The organism is Xenorhabdus vietnamensis (assembly GCF_002127535.1).
GTDB lineage: Bacteria > Pseudomonadota > Gammaproteobacteria > Enterobacterales > Enterobacteriaceae > Xenorhabdus > Xenorhabdus vietnamensis.
On sequence record NZ_MUBJ01000034.1, the window covers coordinates 1 to 22,514 of the forward strand.

Genomic DNA, 22,514 nt, shown 5'->3' on the forward strand with positions numbered 1-22,514 from the left:
TCTTGTTCCCAGATTTTGGCAGGGGATGGCATGTGACACCGCCTTTTATTTAAGGAAGAAGAGCCCCATCATGGCACAATAGGGATTACGGCTGTAGTACTAGTGTCCACTGCTTCCTTTTCCATGCCCTTTGACCTCCTCTGCTTTGTGGCAGTAACGACATTATAGTTAAGCAATTAATTTATTTGATAAGTAGTAGGCAATTATGTAATTAATCTCTTCCCCAACATCAACTGCACATATATGATAACTTTAGAGTATAAAACTGAGAGCAATGTAGAGCTAATAACTTTCTTAAAGGCTGTTAGGTATTATAGAAGAAAATTAGTTATGAATTAACAGCAACCTTCTTAAGCCACATTGCACTAATGTGAAATCTATGAAAACACTCTATCAACTAAGAAAATTTTTATTTCATAGCATGAGGTTTTGTTTATGCACGTCGTTTACGGAGAAACTATTAACGGTGTAATAATGACGGTCTTAGAAAAAGTTCTCACTGAAGGTGTCAGAGTATCTACTAGGAACGGGGATGCGATGACTATCTATGATGTCAGTATGATCTTGCAGAACCCGAGATCAAGGCATTTAAGTTTAGTTGGCCGAAAAAACAACATATTCTCCACTTTCGCTGAGACTATGTGGGTTCTAGCTGGTGACAACAGGATTAAACCATACCTAACTTTTTTTCTCCCGAGGGCACCCGAGTATTCAGATGATGGTGTTATTTGGCGAGCAGCTTATGGAGAGAGGTTATATGCCTATGGACAATTAGAAAATGTTATACAACAGTTCAAAGAAGACGGAATCTTTACTAGACGTGCAGTCATTAGTTTATACATGCCCGACAGAGATACTAATGAAAGTCTTAGAAATATATACAATTTAGAAAATAGTTTAGATATACCCTGTAATAATTTAATACACTTCTTTATCACTCCAGGCAAAAAGCTAAATATTAAAATCATTCAAAGAAGTGGAGATCTGATATTTGGTGTAAGTAATATAAATATTTTTGAATTTAGCTTACTTCAAGAAATGGTACTTTGCATATTGCAAAGAGAAGTTGATAGCCAAATACAGTTAGGATACCTGCATCAATCAGTCACAAACCTACATATTTATGAAAACAGAATACAACAAGCTGAAAAAATATTAAAAAATAAAGAGCAACAAATAACAGATTTCATAAATAATGATGAAATAATATTCCCTCCATCAGTATCCGAAACAAAGTTTTTATTTAATGATATAGTTTCATTTCTAGAGAAAAAAATAACATCTAAACCTACAGAAATAAATACAATTAATAAGGAAATTGAGGGGTTAAAGGATATATTCTATAAACATTTTGTAAAAATTGAGGGCAACTTACTTTGGGGATACGCAGAAGCAACTTTAGCATATGTTTTTCAAGAGAAATTTAATCAACCAATCGTATTAACCACCAAATTAAGTGATGATTTTAACTTAAGTGTAAGTTCAAATCATTTTAATAAATTTACTAAGGAAAATATATGAAAATTGCATTTATGGGAGTGTCAGGTAGTGGTAAAGATTTCCTAGCCGATTATTTAATATTAAATCACAATTTTATTAGATTATCATTTAGTGACCAACTTAAGAAATTAGCTAACTATATTTATCCATGGATGGAAAAAGACTATCCTCCTGAAAGAAAAATGTTACCACTAAATATTACTTTACCTACAGGTGAATCAATCCATCACTCTCCCAGAGATATATGGCTAAACCTCAACAATCTAAGAAATGTTGAAGAAAAAATATTTATTAGAATGCTCTCAGAAGAGATAAAATTCTTGGAAGAAAATGGCAAATTTAAAAAAAATATAATCATCACTGACATAAGGTCTAATGAAGAGTTTTTATGGTGTAAGAATAACCATTTTACTGTGATTCATATCAACCGAAAAGACAATGATTATGAGAGTTATGACATTGATAAGCATATAATTGAAAACAAAACAAAAGCAGATTATCAATTTAATAATGATATAATAGGAGTAAATAAATTTAAATATTTCTTCGAAGAGGTATTATTCTGTGAATAGTAAAAATGATCAACTTTTTTGTAATGTCAGAGAAAAGAAAATAAAAAGCGCTAATCCTAGTTTGAATGAGGATGTTATTAAGGAATGGTTTCATCATCAACGAGAGCGGACATCCATATATTATAAAAAAGAAATACTTAACCTTACTCCTTTTTGGACAAATGACGAAATATTGAAGAAGTATAAATTTGTAAATACGAAAAGAATATGGGATAGAGAAACAAAGTGGTTATTAAAAAATGTAATTAAAAATAACTATGTAACTTATGAGAATAAGCTTCTTAATTCATTTTTGTTTAGAGTTATAAACAAAAGTAGCACCTTAACGAAAATTAACGCTCCTTTTGACTTCTCAAAAATGAGTATTGATTACATCAATACAACAATCAGAGAAAAAATTCACACTATACATATAACAAATCCAGACTATGTGTTTTTTAGTGCCGCTTATATTTTAGGAGGTCCTAAAGTTAGTTTTGGAAGATTTCTAGAAGTAGAGGAAGGTATAACTGAAAAAGATATGGTTCTTAGGATGATAAAGTTTGTGTTTTACAACCAAGAAAAGATAGTAAAAGGAATCAAAGTAGCGACGAATCAACTTGAAGTATTTAATCATCTTAAATCATTCCCTGGGATTGGGGACTTTCTTGCATATCAGATATTTATAGATTTTACATACATAGCAGTTTTCCCTTTTACTGAAATGAACTTTGTTGTTGCAGGCCCCGGATGTGAAAGAGGGATAAATTGGATTTTTTCTAACAGAGATGGAATGAATAGTGAAGAGTGTTTGTTTTGGTTTACAATGAACCAAAACAAAATTGCAGATAAGTATAACGAAAAATGGATCATGGATGAAATTTTTCACTTTCTACCTAAAGAAGAAAGAATCTATACTCTAATGGATATGGAGAACAGTGGCGCATGTGAAATTGACAAAAGATGTCGTACTAAGTTTAGTAGCAAAAGACCAAAACAAAAATATCATTACTAATGACAATAATAACTTGAGATTATTTTGATATAACCAATCTCCTAGAAAAGGTTTAGAAATGACTAAAGAAATTAGGAAAAACGTCTTTGTTAGTCATCATCACAAAGACGATGCTAGTGTTGATGGAATTTCACGTTTAGCTGCTACAAAGGGTTATCAACTACGAAATAGTTCTGTAAGAATGAAACCTGAAAACCAACGGCGTGTTGAGGAAAAAAAGGTTAGTGATAGAACAATAGCGCGTTTGCTGAGAATGAAAATGAGATGGGCTAGTCAAGTTATAGTCGTTATCGGCAAAGAAACACATACAAGACCCTGGGTAAACTGGGAAATTAAAGCAGCTCATCAACTTGGAAAACCAATCATAGGTGTATATGAAAATGGTTTAAAAGGAGATGTCAAGCTACCAGAAAACCTCGAAAAATATGCAACCTCTATCGTAGGTTGGAGAGGTGACTCCATTATCAACGCATTAGAGGGTAAGACTAGCTTTCAAAATCCTGATGGGACAGAACGAGATAAAATCCAAGGTAGGAATGTTGTATGCTAATCGAACCAAACTCTCATCTCTATGCCTATGCGATAACACGAGACTTCGGTTTTGCCCCTAATCCATTTCAAGGCAGGTGTACGTTGGCTACATGCAAACCTAAAATTAGGCAGTCTGCTAATGTAGGTGATTGGGTTTTAGGAATTGGTGGAGCTAATTTAAAACTAGTTAAAAGGAATTGTATTCTTTTAATGAAAGTTACTGAAAAAATTAGTTTTAATGATTATTGGGAAGATCCTAGGTTCTCTATCAAAAAGCCAGTTCGAAATGGGAGTCATGTACAGATGTTGGGAGACAATATCTACCATCACGATGACAACGGTGAATGGATACAAGAAGATTCACACCATAGTAATGCTGATGGTTCATTTAATATGACCAATTTAGAGCGTGATACTCGCTCTGATCAAGTATTGATTTCAGAACATTTCTATTATTTTGGAGATAAGGCTGTTGCAGTAGACTTAGAGTCAATTGGATATCATAGGAAAATTAGAGACTATATAAAAATTCGCTTAGATGACTGTATACCTGCTATTAATCTTATAAAAAAAATAGATCTTGAGTATCGAGGCGATAAAAATTTAGTCATTTCCGATCCATGTCAATTTTCTGATTTCTATAAGCGTGTTGATCAGAAAACTGGAGAGTTCTACTGAATATAAGAAGGTGATAGAGAGGCTCACTAGAGCCTGTAATGAGCTTTGGCAACATCAATACCGACACAAATCGTTTCAGTCATGGTTCTTCGGCTCCCATTCTTGCAAATGCGAATTTTGTTTCAAGCAACTGTTCGGGTTTCTCGAAGAAAAGTAACAACCATGCGTCGAAAGCTCATTAACGGGCTTAATCCCTTGATGGTTATCTGACTGCATGATTGTTGCCAACTACCGGCTCGACTAGCGGTTATTATTGAAACCGCCACGCTCAAGATTTTAGGTGAAAAATTATCATTTACAAACTAGATTACAAATTAAAGTAGATTATTTCTGTGATTTATTGCGAATCTTACGCTCAATCAGTTGACCATGCCGATCAAAATACCGGCTCGGCCAGATTTCTGAGGGATGGATTTCAAGAAAATTAGCAATAATCCACTCTCCTTTAGGCCACGGTCTGCTAAGTACATTTGCCAGTGTAGACGAACTGAGTCCAGTTTCGCGAGAGAGTGCCGCTAAGGTTGTACCGCGCTTACGTAATGCAGCAATAATGTCGGCCTGATGCCAGTCATTTTTAACGTTGTTATTCATTCCTGCTACCCCTTCCATTAATTAATATTGATGGTGGTGATTCAGACAGGGTTCGCAGTACCGGGGATTACCATCCGGCGAGGCCGAAGCCTCCCCCGCCTGAACCACCATTGAAAGGGTGATAGCAGACGCACTGGTAGAGGAACTTACTACCAGTGGGTAATCCTTACAAGGCTGCGAAACCTTACCACTAGATTTTGCTAATGGCGGGGACACTTTAACTGATTGTTTTATCTAACTCAATAACTGAACGACTAAGTTTAACGGCTATAAACCCGCTCAACATAACGCCCACGACCATCGCCATGACCCAAATCCATTGAAACCAATGCCCGTGCTTCCTGATGACTAAAGCCATTCTGTTGGTAAAAAGTCAGAGCATCCTGCGCCCACGCATAACGCAGGCTGTGGGGAGAATGGCAACCGGTTAAACCAATCTTGGTGGTATGTGTCCGCCAGTAATTCATGGCTTGCCTGAGATCCGGTTTATCAATCAATTTACCATTACGTTGTTCAGCAATAATAATGGCTTGTTCGACAGCTGCTTTGACCGCTGCGACATCCAATACGCGGGTTTGCCGTGGTCGCCCGCCTTTTGTGCCGAAAACTACATGCAGTTTCGGTTCGGGTTGTTCTAACTGTTTCAGCCAACTTTTCAATGAAGCACTGCATTGCACCGCTTCCTGAGAACGTAATCCCAGCAATCGGGCGAGTTTCAGTGTGACGGCAAATCCGGCATCACGTTCAAGGGCTTTCTGATAAATCACCTGAAACTTATCATCTGGGATTGCCTGTTTTGTTCCGGCGCGGCTGGTGCCACTTAATCCCAATGCCTGATTGCTCAAACGTGGTGAGGTTTCCAGTTTCTCGCGGCCTGCCATGCGGAAAATATTACGCAGCGCGGACATTTCATTTTGCACCGTTCGTTTAGCAATACCCTGAGATAAACGAGCATCAACGTAATGCTCTACATGCTTAGCTTTCAAATTTTTAAGGCTCTTAACCTGAATATTCAGACTTAACAACAACGCGCCCAGACGACCTGCGATCCGAATGCGATCATGGCAGGTTTTGTGGCTACCACCGCCTTGCTGGGCAAAAAATTTTAATTCTTTCATCAATCGACTCATCCATTTTTCTCCACTGATATCCGACAATCTACGATCTCTGGCACGCGTCAGTGCGGCAAAACAGAAAGCATCGGTTTTGCCCCTGACGAATATCTGTGCGCCAGAGTGAACGCAGGTTGAGGTATTGCGGGGTATCGGTTGAGTACGCGGTACTGCCGCCTGCGTGTGCAGGTCATCCCCACCGGCGGAAAGCCAGCCTCGATATCGTCAGGTTCTCCTTTTTTACTCTAAAAATGCAGTGTCAGATTCACTGCGGGGTGAAGCAGGCGTAAGCCTGTCAGGGTTGCGTGGTGCTTTGGTTGCGGCGTCACTTTCAGCGATAAACCGGCAAAAAGTGACGCCTTAAGTTCCACAAACAGTCAGCAAAAGTCGTGCAATCGTTGAAATGCCAGTAAGCATCGCAAAACGTCGCAAGGTTCAGTGTTAAACGGTAGTGATGAGTTAATTATTTGTGTGTAGAAAACCTGTCCGCTGAATATTTCAAACAGAAATAGTTAAGGCATTGAATCAGGTGTGTGAAAATTATCCTGCACGTATGGTGTGAAATGAGTTCAGGACGTCACTCAATCTCACTATGCAAAAGTTAAGTGAAGATAGGATCTGATGTTGATATGAAAGAAGTGCATGATTCAACGTTCAATGCACTTGGGGGACAATATAAAAACACCTTTTTGAGGTATTTTTTCGTTTAAAAAACCTTCATCGCCAGACAAGGGGTTTATGTCTGACAATATCTGCTTCCAAAGGTGTGCCGATGTACCGCAATCTTGCTCTCCCTTTCAGGCTACAGGAGTTTTATTTCGCCACCCGAAGGCGATCCTGACAGGCGATGGATCGGTTTTGTAGAAAAAGATATTAATGGTTGGGTAGGAAAGAGTCAAACCATTAACTATTCCTGTCAGCCTTATTTTTGCCTGAATTCTCGTGCGTATTCCGCTAGTTCCCCCATATCTCGCCAAAATCAGGCGAAAATTCCATCTAACTGGTTAATTAATTTTACTGATTAATGTGTACAATAAATTAACCTGCCGGATAAAAAAATCTAACATAACAAAGTAAAAATAATGAAAAACAATAAGGAATCTCTGTACCTGCAAGAACGTGCCTACCTGCGTGAGCTGGCACAATGCATAGCGAAAGACTCGCCGCATTTGGCCGATTTTCTGGTTTCATCCCATGATCCCGATATTCAACGTGTTTTCGAAGCCTTTGCGTTTTTGATTGCCAATATACGGGATAAACTGGAAGATGATTTTCCTGAAGTTATCCTTGGTATTCTCTCGCGTATCTGGCCGTTAGCCTTGTGTCCGATCCCGCCCACGACGGTGATACAGTTTACGCCTACCGATGGCGAGCATCAGGGCATTGTCAATATTCCGATCGGTACACCGGTGTCTGCCAGCCTCAACGGGCAGTTGCTCGGCTTTAAAACCTGTCGTCCCCTGCATATTGAGCCGTTAATCGTGCAACAACGTACAGTAAAGAAAACCGGTACTCACAGCGAGATCATTCTGACTTTGTGTCAGACGGGCACAACATCTCCGGTTTGGCAAAGCGGCTCGCTGACCTTTTTCCTCGGTACCGACACGGAGCGCGCTGCCCAGCTTGGTCTGTGGCTGGATCAGCATATTTGTGACGTCAGTCTGAACGTACAAGGTAAACAGAGGAGACTCAGTGCGTTTCCTTATGGCTGGCATAGTCTGTTTGATGACCCGTTACTACCGATGCCCAAGAGTACCTATTCCGGCCTGCAACCGTTGGTGGAATATTATGCGCTGCCTGCACTTTATAACTTCGTCACGTTGGACATCAGCAATGAGTATGCGCAAGTGCCACTGAATGAAGAGGGCATGTTTGAGCTGATTTTGCGCTTCGAGGGCGAATTGCCGCTGGATGATGTCGACGGGGCGTTTTTGTTGGGCTGCGTGCCTGCCATTCATTTGGAAAACCAGACAAGCCCGCCGATCCTGCTGGAAATGGGTAATCACAGTTACCCGCTGCCGTTGGGCGAATCTGTGAGGTTATTCCGGCTGCGGGACATTCAGGTGGTGCAACAGCCCGATGACGATGAGCAACGCGGCACACCTTATCGCTGGCTGCCGATTGAACAGTTCACTCCGGCCGGGCATTTTCTCGATGACGGCCAGCAACCTGATGACTTTTATTACCAGCTTCAGACCACACAGGATTTACTAGGCAGAACTCAGCACCGGCTGAACTTTTTTGATTTGACCGGCAAACCCGCAAAAAACTTACCCGATATTGCCATCTCGTGCCATTTCATCGGCTATCACGAGCAGGCGTTGACGCTGGCACAGGGGGCGATCATGGTGACACAGGAAAGTTTACCGTCTCATCTTGGTGCGCAGAATATTATCCCGGTCATGACCGATTACCCGCCGTTGTTACAGGAAAATAGCGGCTGGCCGCTGCTGTCCTGCCTTTCCAGCCCGCCGGTGATGATATTTGCTACTGACAGCCTGAAACAATTCCTCCGCTTGTTTGACTCGCATACCGAGACAAATCGCCCGCTGAGCCGCCAGTTCCGCCAACATATTGACGGTATTGTACAGGTGGAAGAACGCCTGACCGACCGATTGCGGGTGGGGCGACCGGTTCGCGGGTATGTGCTGTCACTGACGCTGAATCCAGATTGTTACCGCACTCCCGGCGAGATGTACCGCTTCTGCCGTTTAATCAATGAGGCGGTGGCCTGTTTTATCAGCCAGTCTACATTTGTGATGCTGGAAATTTTTATCCCGGACAGTAACACAGTGCTGTGGCAGTTCGGGCATGTCGATGGGTTACGCCCGGATATGTAACTAAGGAACCGATGCAATAAATCAGAAGGAGTAAAAATGAAAAGTGGATTACGTTTTGTCTGCACTATCGCCGGTGTGCCGGAAGACACCTTTGCCGTGGGGGAATTTTCCCTGCAAGAAGGCTTATCGGAACTGTTTACCCTGAACCTGACGCTGGTCAGAGCTGGCAATGCAAACCCGTTTAAACCGCAGGCGGAGATTGATTTGGCCTCGCTGCTGATGCAGGAAGCGGTATTACAGGTTTTTAACGGCGAAACTGAGCAGCGCAAAATCACCGGTATCGTTTCCCATGCAGATTGGATCGGTACAGATGGCAATAAAACACTCTATACCGTCACCGTGCGCCCGGCGCTCTGGCGTCTGACGCTTAATCAGGACAGCCGGATTTATCATCAGCAAAATGTCCCGGCGATGTTAAACAGCCTGTTGAAAAAACACCGGGTGAAAACCGACTCGAAGCTCTACGATACGCATCAGGACAGGGAATATGTGACTCAGAAACGCGAATCGGATTATGCGTTTTTCAGCCGATTAGCGGCGGAAGAAGGTATCAGTTTCTGGTTTGAGGATGAAACGGCGTTTTTCAGCGACAGTCACCTCGGCATGACCGCCGGGCTACCGTTGCAATACCAGCCACAACCGGAAACAGCCTACGGCGTTGATACCATTTATCAGGTGCGGCTAGGCGTTGGTATGAGTCCGCAACGCAGTCTGCATAAAGATTACAACCCAGAGAACCCGCGCTATCACCTCTCCCATATGCAAAGCAGCGAAGGTTTCCGCGATTTCGGCAGCCAGACTCCTTATACCGTGTTTGAAAGTTACGGGCGTTTTCAGAAAGATGCCGCCGCCATCCCCTTTTTAAAATATCGGCAGGAAGCGCTGGATAACCAGAAACAAACCGGCAGCGGCAACAGTAACTGTATCAAACTGATGCCGGGCAAAATCTTCGAGATAAAAAATCATCCACATAAACCGCTTAATGTTCGCTGGCAGGTGGTCGATATCAGTCATCACGGACGTTTCCCGCAGGCGTTGGGCGATAACAGCGGGCAGGGCACGACACTCAGCAATCAGTTCAATTTTATCGACGGCCTGGCCGACTGGCGTCCACCGTTCCACTACAAACCCTTAGCCGATGGTGATGAAACGGCGATGGTGGTCGGGCCGGAAGGGGAGGAAATCTTCGTCAATAAAGATGGAGCCATCAAGGTACATTTTCACTGGAACCGCTATGACCAACCGGATGATGGTGCTTCGTGTTGGGTACGTGTTGCACAGGGCTGGAACGGCAACGGCTATGGCTTTATGGCCATTCCCCGTATCGGGCAGGAAGTGATTATTTCTTATCTGAATGGCGATATTGACCGCCCGATAGTTACGGGTTGCGTTTACAACGGCCTGAACCGCCCGCCACTGGATTTACCGGCGCAAAAGACCCGCACGACCTTTAAAACCAAAACCCACAAGGGCAAAGGTTTTAACGAACTGCGCTTTGAGGATGCGAAAGGCAGCGAAGAAATCTATTTTCACGGCCAGAAAGATTTTACCGCCCATATCGAAAATGATGCCTACTGGCATATCAAACATGACCAGAAAAGCCGCATCGATAACAACCGTTACCACGATATTCGTGCCGATGACCATCATCAGGTTGCCGGTTCGCGCAAAATCACCACCGAAGGCGATGTGTCGCACCGGATTGCTGGCAGCCAGCATATCCAAACCGGGGATGCCACCGTGATTGACAGCGGGCAGGAAATCCACCTGAAAAGCGGTGGCAAAGTGGTGCTGGAAGCCGCCTCAGAAATCACGCTAAAAGTCGGCGGTACGTTTCTGAAAGTCACACCGGGCGGCATTCTCTGTTCACCGATTAATGTCGGGCAGGGTTCAGGCGGCAGCGGGCGCGGGGTTTCACTGCAACTTCCTGAGGGAGTTGCGCCGCTCGCACAAGTGGGACAGCTCCCAATGGCGGAAGCGCTCCCGGCAACCGAATTTCCGGTGCAACCGGCTTGTGCTGTACTGGCACAACAGGATGCCAGTTTAGTCATTAAACCTGTTAAAGAGTAAACACAATGGAAAGAGCTATCACGATGGAGAGCACCGGAGCAGCAATAAGCTGGCAAGGCTGGCTGAATGAACTCAATAAAGCGCCTATATTCTTCATTCTCAATTCACTGGCTAAACCGGATCCTGTAGAGCCATTTTACCGCCATGACTGGGTTGAGCAGGCATTTCCGCTGTATAGCGGCACGCCGATGCGCAATATGTTGAAACAGAGTCCGTGGTTGGTGCAACCGAAGGCTAATCAGCTCACTCAGATAGGGGCAGTGCTGGATCGCCATGAACTCAGTGACAACAGTTGGGGTTGGGCTTACCGCAGCCAGACACCGTGGCAGGAACAGCTTAAACATTGGCAGCAGCGGCAATGGGTCATGATGAATGGCGAACCGGCACTGTTCCGCATGATGGATGCACGGATATTTGGTGCACTGGTGCCTGCCTTTACGCCCAGCGACTGGTCACTGATGCTGTCGTCTGTCACAGAACTGATGATAGACAGGCCGCAACCGATGAGGTTTTGCCGTCCCGAAGCGTGTAGCGAAGGTAACAGCGAAATCCCGTTTACATTGGGTGAGCATTTATTAGCAGTCTGGCTACGTTCTCCCTACGGACTGAAAGTGTTAACCAGTTCACTGTATTGTGATTTATGGGAAAACCATGGCGCGATGGCGAAGCAACTGGATAAACCTGAAGGCAGCTTGGAACCACAGATTGAACAGTGGTTGAGACAGAAACTGGAAGCCGGACAATGTATTGAAAAAGTGTCCAGTCGGGATTACCTGCTGGCGATGGAACAAAAATAAGAACAGGAGAGAGTGATGAGTGATAAGAATTCGGTTTATTGCCATGATTGCCAGAAAATACTTAAAAGTGATTTATACATTAAACTGGTCAGAGACTACACCAATGAACCGATACCTAATGTGCCTTACACACTGACAAATAAAGGACTGGAACATCCGGGAACAAGTGATGGTCATGGGATGAATCTTGAAGAGGGTTTAACCAGCACACCTTTCACCATCAAAATAAATCCGCCTCAACCAGTTTAGTTGCCGCGCTTCATTAAAAATACGAATGAGGCGAATGGACGGATATAAACGATTTAGTAACGGAATGATATTAACCCTATTTTAATCAGGAAGACATAAATGACCGAAGTCTTTAAACAACATAAATATGATGACATGGAGTTGTACAAGAGCACCCAATCAGTTGCAGCGTGTGACTGTCATTTCGAAGAAAAAGATGGAAAACAAATTAAAGTTATTGATGTCCCCATCCTCACCTGTGAATGTGTTTGGCGCAGGTATCAGAAAGAGGCCGAAGACATTGTCGCACCCGGTGGCAAACTAATTGTCGATCCCATAGAACGCAATAAGCGCATAAATCAGGCTTATGCTAAAATTTGGTTGGAAGATAACCGCTTCCAATGGGCTGGTCTTGCTGCTTTTGCTTCCAAGCAAGTTGGGTGTGGTTTGTTACATTCATCTAATATGAATGAACAAATACAAGCTAATAATGATGCCAACCGACGCGTGCGCCAGAGCGCAAGTGAGCTAGAAAACACAATGGATAATCCATTTTACTTTCTTCATCCAAAGCTGAAGGCGCAAGCAGAAAATAAAGTTGAGGATTTAGCTCAAGCTGTGGAAGAAGCAAGGCAAGCCAGTAAAAACAATAAATTATCAATATTTTCTGATGTACCCGGCCTTCAGGGAATATCAAGTTTGTCACAGTATTCATTCAACTATGTGTATGAAAAGATGGCACTGGGAAATACGACGCTATTTTTGGATGTATACCCGCTTCATGCTTTCTACAAGCAACGTGGATTGAAAGACCTCAAAACTTGCCTAAATTTACGCCAAGATATCTACGGTAATAGCCAATTTCCAATATTGTGGCCAATAGGACAAAATAATTTGAAGTTTGGCCTTCCCTATGACGATATTCTACTCGCTTTTGAGGCGATAGAAGCAGGAAATATTGCTCAAGGTGTTGTACATCTCGCCTATCACGAGCAAATCAATATATTGCAAACCACAATGTATAGTGACGAGCAATTAATAGTGTTCTTGTGGGGTAACCAATTCTCCTATGTCACGGGCTTTTTACCTGATAATGTGGCACAACCTGTTGAGTTAACGTTGGCTAGTCAATGCCAATTCATTGATAATGAAAAAACTATCAAATTTAGCGATGAGGTGGCTAATCTTGCCAATGCAGATCAGCGTATGCCTTTCGTACTTAAGGCAGCGGAACGTTTTGATGAATTGCTGCGTGGTAGCGACCGACATTTGATTGAAAAATCTTTACAAGATATTGCGGCAGGGAGAGGTGTAAAATGAATCTCTTACAGCGTATAGACTGGCGGCACAGTGGCTTAATCTTCGTGTTATTCGTCATTCTAGGGCTGGCAGGTATCTATATTTACCAAGTCTTTTATTCTCATGAACCTGAGATAGCCCTAATAATTGGTGAACCTTACGAAGATATGCGACAACGTTCCAGTGCTGCTATTGATCCCGCTCTTCCAGGTAAAATTTGGTATAACGTTCCCAAAACGGACGCACGTTTACGTTTTACCGATCCAAAATATGGATTTATGACACCACCTGCCCGATTTTTTGTTGTTAAGTATAATAATGGAATAATCGAGAGTGTACGCATATCTCCACAAATTGAGCCATTACTCTTCGATGATGTGATCAAAATTGTACTGGATTTACAAAATCAGTGGCGTAAAGCAGGTTGGATACCTGTTTATGATAGGACGTTCCCACCTCTGGCTAATACGCCAGAATTGCGAACCCAACTTCGCAGTTTAAAATGTTCTGAAACAACCTACTGGAGAGCTGGTGATCAATATCAAATTATGATGAATTTGGGATGCTTTAACGACAAGAAACATCCTGATGAAGAACGATTTATGATCACGATGGAGATTGCCAAGGCGCGATAGTTCCTTGCTGTAGTAAACAGGTGATAACGCAAACTCAGATGGAAGTGAAAGTATTATTTTTTCATACCTACTATACAGGCCAATACTGACGCGCTTCGCTTGTCTTCTCCGATTTACCGGACTAATAAATTAACCCGGTAAATCGGAGAGCTGAAAAAACATTTCTATTGGTTGCCTCTATACCACTACACAAATTTCCACGGGATAACGGGGTAAATGGCATATTTATTATATATTTCATTTGGTTATCCTATCCCATGTTATCCCAACGTATCCCGTGATAGTGTGTCACCACTTTAAATTGTTTTAAATTCAATATATTAATGCCTACCAGAAAGAAGTTTTTTTCGGGATAATCTCCACTGTCACAATATCTCTTTATTTGAAATCACATTACGTTACGGGATAGAGCGGGATAATACGGGGTAATTAAAATATTTATAACTGATTGATATAGTTTAAAATAAATATCTTTTATCCCAATATCCCGTTATCCCAATGTTTTTTAATTCTACGTGAGTGCTAATCTTCATCCTTGAAAACCAGTACGACAAATCGCCCCTGAGTGCCGTTCACTGAAATGGTTTTGCTGATAAAGCGATCTTTTTCCGCTTTAACCAGCATTCCGGCCTCTTCTAAGGCTTCAAAGCCGGATTTCTTCTGCAATCCCTGCAATATCTCTGCTTCAAATACACTGGGGATAATGTGGTATTCCGCCTGTCCATCATGACGGCGGTTATGCACTAAATACCCGGCAAGATCACTAATTCTCATGGCGTGTGAGGTATCAATATCACCGTTTGGCCTGCCGTAGGTGTAAGGCTGAAAGCGTGACAGCCCGTATTTCTGGATAAAGTCACGCGTTCTCGTGATCACCTGATATTTTTCCCGGTTTCCGATACCAAAATCGGCTAACCAATCATCGAAACTTTGTTTTATCGCGGCGTGACTCGCTTCTTTACTCCAGCCAGTGATATGGCCCGCCAGTTCTCCAACGGCATCCAGTAACGCGAAACGAACGGCAACACGCTTGACTTGGGCTGAGGCTTCTTCTGGCAGGTTATCAAGCCATTCTTTTTCTTTACGGGCCGTCATTTCTATTGCCTGCTCCTGATTCTCAGACAACAATTGAACCCATGCCCGACCCGCTGCACCACAATAACGTTTAGATTCACGCTTAATGGCTCTTGCATGAGAATCACCATCCTCATAGCCATTGAAACATGCCGTATCAATAAAAGGTACACTGAGCAGTCTGACAAGCTGCCCGGCTTTTGGGGTGATCCCGCCTTTTATCAGAAACGTTTCTAAATCTTCCTCGCCTGTTGAAAGGGCTGCAATCTTCCAGCGGATCACAGCACGGTTTCCGCCTTCCCGTTTTCCCTGAATTTTACCGACACCGTTAAACAGGCTGTAGGCACTGTTAGCAACTTCTTTCGGGTTCGAGCTTTGCCCGATTTCATCAATCGGCATAAAGCCATCATTACGGGCTGCGGCTTCATTGTTTAAACCGTGGTTAGTACCGTGCCATGATAATTTCAGTTCTTCGGGATCGCCGTATAAGCTGCTGGCCGCCTCAACGGTGGTGGTTTTCCCTGCGGAGGATTGCGCAAATAAATGCACACCAAAGCAGCTCCCGCCTGTCAGTGAGTTAAGTGGGGCAGACAATCCCACCAGTACGCCCAGCATCATTGAGCGGTTGCCTTGCAGCAATGACGCAACGTGTGTTTTCCACTGTTCGGCGCTTCCCCTGACCACATAACCGGCAATAGCAGATGTGCCGCCACTGAACGCGACAGGCATATAGGGCTGGCCGATAATCTCACCGTCCGGCATGACATATGCGCCGCAGTGCCAGCCTGCCTTTTGTGTCACAACCCATTCACGGCGATCGCCGCTGCGTTGCAGATGTTCAGCTAAAACAGGCAACAGACTGTTTTTTACGGTGATGTTCATTCCTCGTGAACGTAATCTAGCCCAACCAACGGGCATCCCGATTTCACGGCGTGGAAGTGCCTCAACGATATATTTTCCTGTGCCTTCCTGACGTAGCTTAATAATGAGATAACCTTCGCTGCCATCATTGCCAATGCCAACGATTTCCATGTAATCGCTCAGCCATTTTTCAACTTCGACGATTTCGCCACCTTGTTCTTTCGGTTCAGCCCAGTAAATTCCGTTCTTGCGGATATCGATATGAGGTTTTAGCGGATCATATTCTTTTTCCCGGTATTCATCTGAATGAGTGGTTACAGATTTTGACACGGCTACGTTCTCTACCGCCTGATATAACCCATTGCTGAATGCCTGCTTTGCTGATTCGATACCGTGACACTGGCGATAATCGTCCCAATCAGCTTTATGTTCTGTAGGTGGTAACGTAACCCAACCATTCACTGCAAGAGCCGCTTTTTCTGCTGAAATCTTGCCGATATTTACTTTTGGTTTGCCGTTCTTATCCAGTTCGTCGGGGTGATGCCAGTCATTATCTGCTGCCAGAATAATTTTCGTGTCCGGCCAACGCTCCCTAACGGTTTTAGCGACAGAATACAAATTGCCAGCATCCAGCGCCGCCAGAACAGTGCCTTTACAGAGTTGGCTAACCGTCAGTGCAGTGGCATAACCCTCGGTAATGATTAGCGTGTCGGGATTTTTTTCCAGGTCTGATACAGTAATAAACGCGCCTTTCTTCTGGCTGCCAGACAGTAATTTTTTCTCACCGTCAGATTTGATGATCTGTGCGCCAGTGACCTTTTTATCTAACGCTGTCAGTGCCAATAATAGGGAACCATCTTCCAGTAAACGCTGATCATGGTGTTGTAGTCCCTTTGTAGTCAGATAGGGAGACTGCCCAGCAACAGTTTGAGCCATCAGTGCTGCGACTCTTTCGGTAATCGGCTGTACTGGATAAGTGATTTCTTTGGCTGGTTTAGGTTCTGACAAAGGTAATGCCAGTACGTTAGCAACAATCTTAGCAGCCTCAAGAACTGAGATACGGTTAGTTTTCGCTACTAAATCCAATCCATCTCCGTAGTTCGGAAGATCACACTGGCGACAGTGCCAGTTGCCGTGATGATGGTCATCAATAAAGTGAAAACGGTCGGTGCCGCCGCAGACAGGGCAAGCACCATGTTTACCCTTTGCTGGGATCTCAATGCCACAGGCAGGCAACAGATTCCCCCAATGATACATCGCGGATTGCTTCACGGTTTGGATAAATTCGAGCGGTTTTTGGCTGCCTGATTTATCCAAAGATGTAAATTTAGGGCGAGTTTGGTTATGCTGTGTATCAGCCATTTATCGTTACTCCTATTAACGGTTATTGGTCAGACGCCTCAGATGTGTGCTACCACTCTGGGGCGTTGTTTTTTCATATTGATATAGGTAATGTGTAATGACACATAAACACATTACAGTGAGTGTAATTGACATGTCAACACACAAAAATACTCGTCGGGGCAATCCCCCATTCCAATTCAGACTTGATCCTGAACTACGGGCACTCATGGAAATAGCCCAGGCACAAGATGGCGATGAGTCTTTAGCTGCGTGGATTAAGCGCATTGTCCGTAGAGAATTGCAGTCAAGAGGTATTGAATCTAACCCCTGAAAAAAGCAAGTTGAGGGTAGGCAAGTGCTACCCTTAGCTTTTGTATTCTTATCAAATGGTAGGTACATGTCATTAAATACCACGAGATTCAGCAATTCGTTGATCTACCCAGCCATCAATTTCTGATTCAACAAACGCAACCGAACGAGGGCCGATTTTGACTTGTTTCGGGAATTTATCTTCTTTAATCAGCCTGTAGATCCAGGCCTTGCTATAGCCTGTTCTGCGCTGAACTTCTGGCAGGCGAATAAGACTTTCTTTAGATGTTGTCATTGTTGGCATGTATACCCCCTGTTATCGAGTCCTTGAAATGCCTTGGTAGACGTTATTTGATGACAGAGGATTATTTAAAATTTCTGTTTAATTGAAAGCGTAAACTCTTTATGCAATTCGTAAAATTACATGCGGGGGTATTGACTGTATGAAAAATAGTCCTGTGTGCCACGGGCACAGGAGATTAAAAAGCAATCATATGTATAATGAATGCTTTTTATTAATGAATTGAAAAATAAGGGAATATATTATTTATGCAGAGTGTGGAGCTTTAATTATTTATTTTTTGTATGAAAAATAGTCTTTGTTGTCTTGGGCAACAACGTTTAAAAAAACATCTTTCGCGTAAAGATTAATCAAAAGAAAGGTAAAATAAATTATTGACAAGATCAGAACATAAAATTCTTATCAGTTTATGAACCGCATAAAAAAATAGTCTCAAAAAGGATGAAATATCACCATATGATGATTGTTATACTAAGATGGGTTTATCCGTTACTCTATTTGGCAGGATTCTGTAGAAAGGTACGGCTAAATCTGATAGTCAGCTATGCGCGAAGAGCGGAAGTCAGCACTAATCAGCCAAAAAATGGCTACTAAAGCAGTGGCAATTCAAGCTGTGTAATCGATATCCGATGACATTCGACTAGATTTACTTGAAGACAGCTCATTAGATAGTTCGGTTGCACAAAGCCAGCCTAGTTAGCGGTATTATTTGACTGCTACGATCCGTAAAGGGTTAAGCTTGAAACTAGCGGTCGGTTTGTCAGAGTTGCTGTCCATTGGTTTTACATAGAACTTGTTTAGTATGAGTTATTCATGCTGATTTTGAGTTTTTTATCATTGGCTATCTAAATAGTAACATCCTAGAAAAGGCTGCTAAATTAGCAGCCAGCGGCATTACAGTTTGAAGAATTTGTTATCTTGAGATAGTTCCAAAATGATGTAACGTTTATACTTCTGGTAATCTTCTTGAGCTAGCTTATCAGACAGCATAGATACAATATGTTGCCCTGATAGTTTAATCGACTCGTCAAACATTTTGCGAACGTGTTGAATGTCGATTTCATCAATGGAATCGTGCAGTACAAAGTTAGGTCTCAAAGCTTGTTTGTCACAAACGGTCTTGATGTATGCTAGATCAAACGTAACAACTTCAAGTCTCTTTAATCCGCCTTCGTTGTTTGACTCCACATCGTCTACATGTGGGGCACATTCGCCTTTTTCTTGATCTAAATGGAGACTGAAGTTGTACTCAACACTATAAAAATAACGAGTGTAGTCTTTGAAGTTTTCGATGTATTTCTCTTCAAAAGAGGTTACGTTACTAAGCTCAGTTTCCAGTTCCCCTGACAACTCAGTTAAGCTTTGTCTTTCAAGTACCAGCTTTGAATCGATGTCATCTTTTTTGTCGATGATGGCTGTTAGCTTGGCTAACTCTTTGTCTAGTGTGCCAATTTCCTTCATCGTGTCAGAAATCTCTTCTATTTTCTTTTTCGACTTAAGTTCGTCGAAAAGGCTCTGCTTCTGATTCTTTAGCTGACCAAATTTGACAGTTGCTTTTTCATATTTCTCTTGAAGCTTATCTAGCCCATGAGAAACAAACTCACGCTTAGTACTTAGAAGATGCTCATGGAACGCAAGTGCTTGTTGATAATCCTCAAGCGTGGATTCTATCTTAACCGATGCGTATTCATAAATTGTCTGCAACTCATCTAGCAAATGATGTTGTTCATTATTCTTGAGTATTTCATTGGTTTTGAAGATGTTTTTTATCTTTAAATCTAACGACAGTATTTCATCAGATAAGGAGTTTTGCTCATCATCAATCGTGTTGATTTTAGATACGATCTCTAGCTTATCGATCCCTTTTTCAGACGATGAGAGAGACTTTTCCAACTTAGCAATTTCTCGTTTTATTTTGAATATCGAGCCAACAATCTTGTCTTGAGAAATCACACTATTGAATGCGTTTAGGTTTCTTTCATAACCCCTGATTGTGGTCTTTAACCTATGGACTTTACTGAGTATTTCAGTGTCATTAAAGTTGAACAAATATAGAAAGACAGTATTGATATCCGACTTAGAAACGTTCCTACCGTTGTCAAAGTTAACTGTCTTTGTCATACGGTGTTGTGTTGTTCTAAAGAATTTCGGAGCAAGTTTTCTGATCGTTGGTTTAGCAGAGTAAACGTTGAAAATGCTACCCATGATATGAGAGATGTACTCTTTGCTTGTTACTTCGCGCCCATTCAAAATGTAGCTTTGTAGCTCTGCATCAGTAGAAAGTCTACGTTTGATAACGCTGTATTGATTGTCTAAACCTAGATATTCTAGTGATACGTATACTTCACTATTGGTGAAAAGCCGTTCAATCTCTTGTTTTGGTGTTTGAAACTCATCATCAATGTAGATAGGGTTAATTGAGCCATCAAACAAGTAGTCTAGAATTCTTCCTAAAGTTGATTTACCAACGCTGTTGCCAGGTGCATCAGATTCCTTTTTGCTTGTAATGATGTTTAAGTTGTCGAAAAATGGTATCTCTCGTCTTTCTTCACCGTCGATCTCTAAGAGAAATCTAAGTAGCTTCATTGATAAAAACCTCTTTGCTATCGTAGCCAATAGCAGAAATGATATACAGCCAGTCCAACGCTAAAATTATGTGGTCTACAGAAACAGAAAGCTCTTTGGCCCCAACTTTCATTAGTTGAGTGATCGTCATACGCTCTCTTTTGCGCTCATGAAGCTTTTTCAGAATAAAGCCACCAATGTAGAGCACATTCATCTCTGGATGAGAACCTTTAGTTGGTAGCATTGTTAGGGTTCTCCAAGACACAACATTCGACAAAGGCATGTGCAACAACAACGTTTAGGCCAATTTCTACTTGTTCTTTGTATTGAGTTACATTGGCTGAGTTGTAAACGAACTTCCTCAGTTGTTTGATTACATCGCTGATGATATTGTCAGCGTGCTGTCGTACTTGTGCTATGTCTGGTTCAAAAGAATCGACTTCATACTTCTCTAGCGAATTGCAGTACATTTCATTCAGTAACTCCATCGCTGTTTGTTTTCCGTTGATTATGTTTTGTTCTGCGAGAATGTAGGCTCTTTCAATATGAGAGGAGTATGATTTGTATTGCAAGACTATACGACGCTTGGTTTTAAGCATGTTGTGGTCGATTTTTGTAGCAACACTAGCAGGAAAAGACCGATCAATGCGGTCAATCTTCACTTTAGCTGATGCAATATCACCAATGATAACGTTGATAATAGAGTCAACATTGTTTTCTGGAGACCCCACATTGTAGAAGTCTCCCTCGATCTTTTGAATGTCAAATCTTGTTTCACACATAGACAAGCCTAGAACTCTTATTTGTTGTAAATAAAGTCGCCTTTGATTACACCTTGGTTAAAATTGTTTTGGCCATGTTGATGCACTTCTTGATAGTTATCGTGAAAATCGTTTTTTTCGATTTCGATTATTTTTTGTTCAAGATTTGTATTCTGGATCTTTAACTCGTTATGCGTGATGTTTAGATCATTGAATTTCTGTTTAATCTTGGTCACATTGCTTTTTTGGACAAAGGCATAGATGCAGCTAACGACTGTACAGACCCAAGCGATAGCTACAAAAGGTGCACTGCCAAAGATTTCCCAAAATTCTTGCATTTCTTATCTCGACTTCTAGACATATGAACATACATTGTACAACTCATATGCATGGTGTTCCACTAAAAGGCGCATAACTCACTAATAACTATAAAAGAGTTTGTATAGTCACCAAGCTGTTTCACTTCGAAGCCAAAGTATCTAAGAACTTTGGTCGTTCTGTAAGTATCCCACCCAAGCGGACCATGCGCTTTTAGATATCTGATCTAACGTGCCGTAACGTTCGCGATGTCTGCTTTTGGCACTGAGCTGGCTATCAGATTAAAGATGAAATAATACAACTATGGGTTGTATAAAAAGCAGACTTTGTTGGCAGTGCCAACAAAATATAAAAAATCATCTTTTATTCAATAGCCTTTAGGTCATTATTATAAATATTAATTAATGTTACTTCCGGCGTTTCTTAGCAAAATCATACGGTGTGATATGTTTTTCTCGGTTGGCATCCAGATAATCGGCCCACCACTGAACCATCAGCCGCCGTTCATCCAGATGTTTAGACGTGTGAATATAGGCAGCTCTGACATTTTTTCTTTCCACATGGCTTAACTGGCGTTCGATGGCGTCATCGTTCCATAATCCTGATTCTCCCATTGCACCACGAGCCATTGTTCGGAATCCATGCCCGCAAACATCGGTTTTGGTGTCGTATCCCATGCCACGAAGGGCATTATTAACTGTGCTTTCACTCATGACTTTTTGTGGATCGTGATCGTTAGGGAACATGACTTCACAGTCACCGCTCAGTTCGCGTAATGATTTGAATAAAATGACAGCCTGACGACTCAGAGGAACAATATGCTCCGTTTTCATTTTCATGCCCCGTTCGGAGAATTTAACGCCTTCAATGGCTTTTCTTGTGGCAGGGATTTTCCAGACAGCATTTTCAAGGTCGAGCTCTTCCCAACGTGCAAATCTCAATTCACTGGAACGGACGAATGTTAATAAAGTCAGTTCCACCGCTATACGGGTGATTAAGCGTCCACGATAGCGAGAAAGTCGGCTCAAAAATTCAGGTAAACGTTCGTGAGGTAGGGCAGGATGATGTTTAGATTTAACAGTGGAAAGTGCGCCTGCCATATCATTAGCGGGATTGAATTCAAGAATATCATTC

The 22,514-nt window shown here is 42.2% G+C and carries 22 protein-coding genes; 13 read left to right on the forward strand and 9 right to left on the reverse strand.

The features are described 5' to 3' along the window. The first annotated feature begins 474 nt into the window (after positions 1 to 474). The 5 genes from Xvie_RS18530 to Xvie_RS18550 are packed head-to-tail and all read left to right on the forward strand — an operon-like array spanning position 475 to position 4,275. Complete coding sequence (locus Xvie_RS18530) at positions 475 to 1,521, forward strand: thymidylate synthase (protein WP_208612623.1); 1,047 nt, start codon at positions 475 to 477, stop codon at positions 1,519 to 1,521. Continuing rightward, on the forward strand, positions 1,518 to 2,072 hold the full coding sequence (locus Xvie_RS18535; RefSeq protein ID WP_086110630.1) for a deoxynucleotide monophosphate kinase family protein: 555 nt from the start codon (positions 1,518 to 1,520) through the stop codon (positions 2,070 to 2,072). Before Xvie_RS18530 ends, Xvie_RS18535 begins: the two co-directional genes overlap by 4 nt. Beyond that, on the forward strand, positions 2,065 to 3,066 hold the full coding sequence (locus Xvie_RS18540; RefSeq protein ID WP_208612624.1) for a nucleotide kinase domain-containing protein: 1,002 nt from the start codon (positions 2,065 to 2,067) through the stop codon (positions 3,064 to 3,066). The genes Xvie_RS18535 and Xvie_RS18540 overlap by 8 nt, the downstream gene beginning before the upstream one ends. Positions 3,067 to 3,124: 58 nt before the next feature. Further along, positions 3,125 to 3,616 carry a TIR domain-containing protein gene (locus Xvie_RS18545; protein ID WP_038195797.1) on the forward strand — a complete coding sequence of 164 codons (492 nt, stop codon included), beginning with the start codon at positions 3,125 to 3,127 and terminating at the stop codon, positions 3,614 to 3,616. Beyond that, complete coding sequence (locus Xvie_RS18550) at positions 3,610 to 4,275, forward strand: Nmad2 family putative nucleotide modification protein (protein WP_038195793.1); 666 nt, start codon at positions 3,610 to 3,612, stop codon at positions 4,273 to 4,275. Before Xvie_RS18545 ends, Xvie_RS18550 begins: the two co-directional genes overlap by 7 nt. Before the next feature lie 324 nt (positions 4,276 to 4,599). On the opposite strand, the gene Xvie_RS18555 is transcribed toward Xvie_RS18550, so the two are convergent. Next, the gene (locus tag Xvie_RS18555) at positions 4,600 to 4,866 is read right to left on the reverse strand and encodes a helix-turn-helix domain-containing protein (protein ID WP_038195791.1); all 267 of its coding nucleotides are present in this window, start codon (positions 4,864 to 4,866) and stop codon (positions 4,600 to 4,602) included. A 260-nt stretch (positions 4,867 to 5,126) separates the two neighbouring features. Then, entirely contained in the window at positions 5,127 to 5,996 is an 870-nt protein-coding gene (locus Xvie_RS18560; RefSeq protein ID WP_086110631.1) for an integrase domain-containing protein, read from the reverse strand. A 163-nt stretch (positions 5,997 to 6,159) separates the two neighbouring features. On the opposite strand from Xvie_RS18560, the gene Xvie_RS21155 reads away from it, so the two are divergent. The 7 genes from Xvie_RS21155 to Xvie_RS18590 all read left to right on the forward strand — a co-directional run bounded on the left by Xvie_RS21155 (position 6,160) and on the right by Xvie_RS18590 (position 13,847). Further along, complete coding sequence (locus tag Xvie_RS21155) at positions 6,160 to 6,342, forward strand: hypothetical protein (RefSeq protein WP_139838893.1); 183 nt, start codon at positions 6,160 to 6,162, stop codon at positions 6,340 to 6,342. A gap of 718 nt (positions 6,343 to 7,060) precedes the next feature. Beyond that, positions 7,061 to 8,818: a type VI secretion system baseplate subunit TssF gene (locus tag Xvie_RS18565; RefSeq protein WP_086110632.1), complete on the forward strand. Its 1,758-nt coding sequence runs from the start codon at positions 7,061 to 7,063 to the stop codon at positions 8,816 to 8,818. 36 nt (positions 8,819 to 8,854) lie between these two features. Beyond that, positions 8,855 to 10,888 (forward strand): type VI secretion system Vgr family protein, encoded by a 2,034-nt coding sequence (locus Xvie_RS18570; RefSeq protein ID WP_086110633.1) that lies wholly within the window; start codon positions 8,855 to 8,857, stop codon positions 10,886 to 10,888. A gap of 5 nt (positions 10,889 to 10,893) precedes the next feature. Then, positions 10,894 to 11,685, forward strand: a complete 792-nt coding sequence (locus Xvie_RS18575) for a DUF4123 domain-containing protein (RefSeq protein WP_086110634.1) — start codon at positions 10,894 to 10,896, stop codon at positions 11,683 to 11,685. A 15-nt stretch (positions 11,686 to 11,700) separates the two neighbouring features. Then, positions 11,701 to 11,934, forward strand: a complete 234-nt coding sequence (locus Xvie_RS18580) for a hypothetical protein (RefSeq protein WP_086110635.1) — start codon at positions 11,701 to 11,703, stop codon at positions 11,932 to 11,934. Between the two features lie 99 nt (positions 11,935 to 12,033). Next, entirely contained in the window at positions 12,034 to 13,233 is a 1,200-nt protein-coding gene (locus Xvie_RS18585) for a DUF2515 family protein (protein WP_167376320.1), read from the forward strand. Continuing rightward, the gene (locus Xvie_RS18590; RefSeq protein WP_086110636.1) at positions 13,230 to 13,847 is read left to right on the forward strand and encodes a hypothetical protein; all 618 of its coding nucleotides are present in this window, start codon (positions 13,230 to 13,232) and stop codon (positions 13,845 to 13,847) included. The genes Xvie_RS18585 and Xvie_RS18590 overlap by 4 nt, the downstream gene beginning before the upstream one ends. A 522-nt stretch (positions 13,848 to 14,369) precedes the next feature. On the opposite strand, the gene Xvie_RS18595 is transcribed toward Xvie_RS18590, so the two are convergent. Then, on the reverse strand, positions 14,370 to 17,144 hold the full coding sequence (locus Xvie_RS18595) for a DUF927 domain-containing protein (protein WP_086110637.1): 2,775 nt from the start codon (positions 17,142 to 17,144) through the stop codon (positions 14,370 to 14,372). 133 nt (positions 17,145 to 17,277) lie between these two features. Here Xvie_RS18595 and Xvie_RS18600 point away from each other — a divergent pair, with 133 nt between their 5' ends. Beyond that, positions 17,278 to 17,457: a YlcI/YnfO family protein gene (locus Xvie_RS18600; RefSeq protein ID WP_038190434.1), complete on the forward strand. Its 180-nt coding sequence runs from the start codon at positions 17,278 to 17,280 to the stop codon at positions 17,455 to 17,457. Positions 17,458 to 17,529: 72 nt separating this feature from the next. Here Xvie_RS18600 and Xvie_RS18605 read toward each other — a convergent pair whose 3' ends face one another. From Xvie_RS18605 to Xvie_RS18630, 6 genes are all read right to left on the reverse strand, one after another. Next, complete coding sequence (locus tag Xvie_RS18605) at positions 17,530 to 17,739, reverse strand: helix-turn-helix transcriptional regulator (protein ID WP_086110638.1); 210 nt, start codon at positions 17,737 to 17,739, stop codon at positions 17,530 to 17,532. An 891-nt stretch (positions 17,740 to 18,630) separates the two neighbouring features. Further along, on the reverse strand, positions 18,631 to 20,322 hold the full coding sequence (locus tag Xvie_RS18610) for a DUF2326 domain-containing protein (protein ID WP_086110639.1): 1,692 nt from the start codon (positions 20,320 to 20,322) through the stop codon (positions 18,631 to 18,633). Beyond that, the gene (locus tag Xvie_RS18615; RefSeq protein ID WP_086110640.1) at positions 20,309 to 20,545 is read right to left on the reverse strand and encodes an ABC-three component system middle component 6; all 237 of its coding nucleotides are present in this window, start codon (positions 20,543 to 20,545) and stop codon (positions 20,309 to 20,311) included. The genes Xvie_RS18610 and Xvie_RS18615 overlap by 14 nt, the downstream gene beginning before the upstream one ends. Continuing rightward, positions 20,532 to 21,083, reverse strand: a complete 552-nt coding sequence (locus Xvie_RS18620) for an ABC-three component system protein (protein ID WP_086110641.1) — start codon at positions 21,081 to 21,083, stop codon at positions 20,532 to 20,534. The genes Xvie_RS18615 and Xvie_RS18620 overlap by 14 nt, the downstream gene beginning before the upstream one ends. 17 nt (positions 21,084 to 21,100) lie before the next feature. After that, positions 21,101 to 21,400, reverse strand: a complete 300-nt coding sequence (locus Xvie_RS18625; protein ID WP_086110642.1) for a hypothetical protein — start codon at positions 21,398 to 21,400, stop codon at positions 21,101 to 21,103. 387 nt (positions 21,401 to 21,787) lie between these two features. After that, the coding region (locus tag Xvie_RS18630; RefSeq protein WP_139838894.1) for a tyrosine-type recombinase/integrase at positions 21,788 to 22,514 on the reverse strand (727 nt) is incomplete at its 5' end.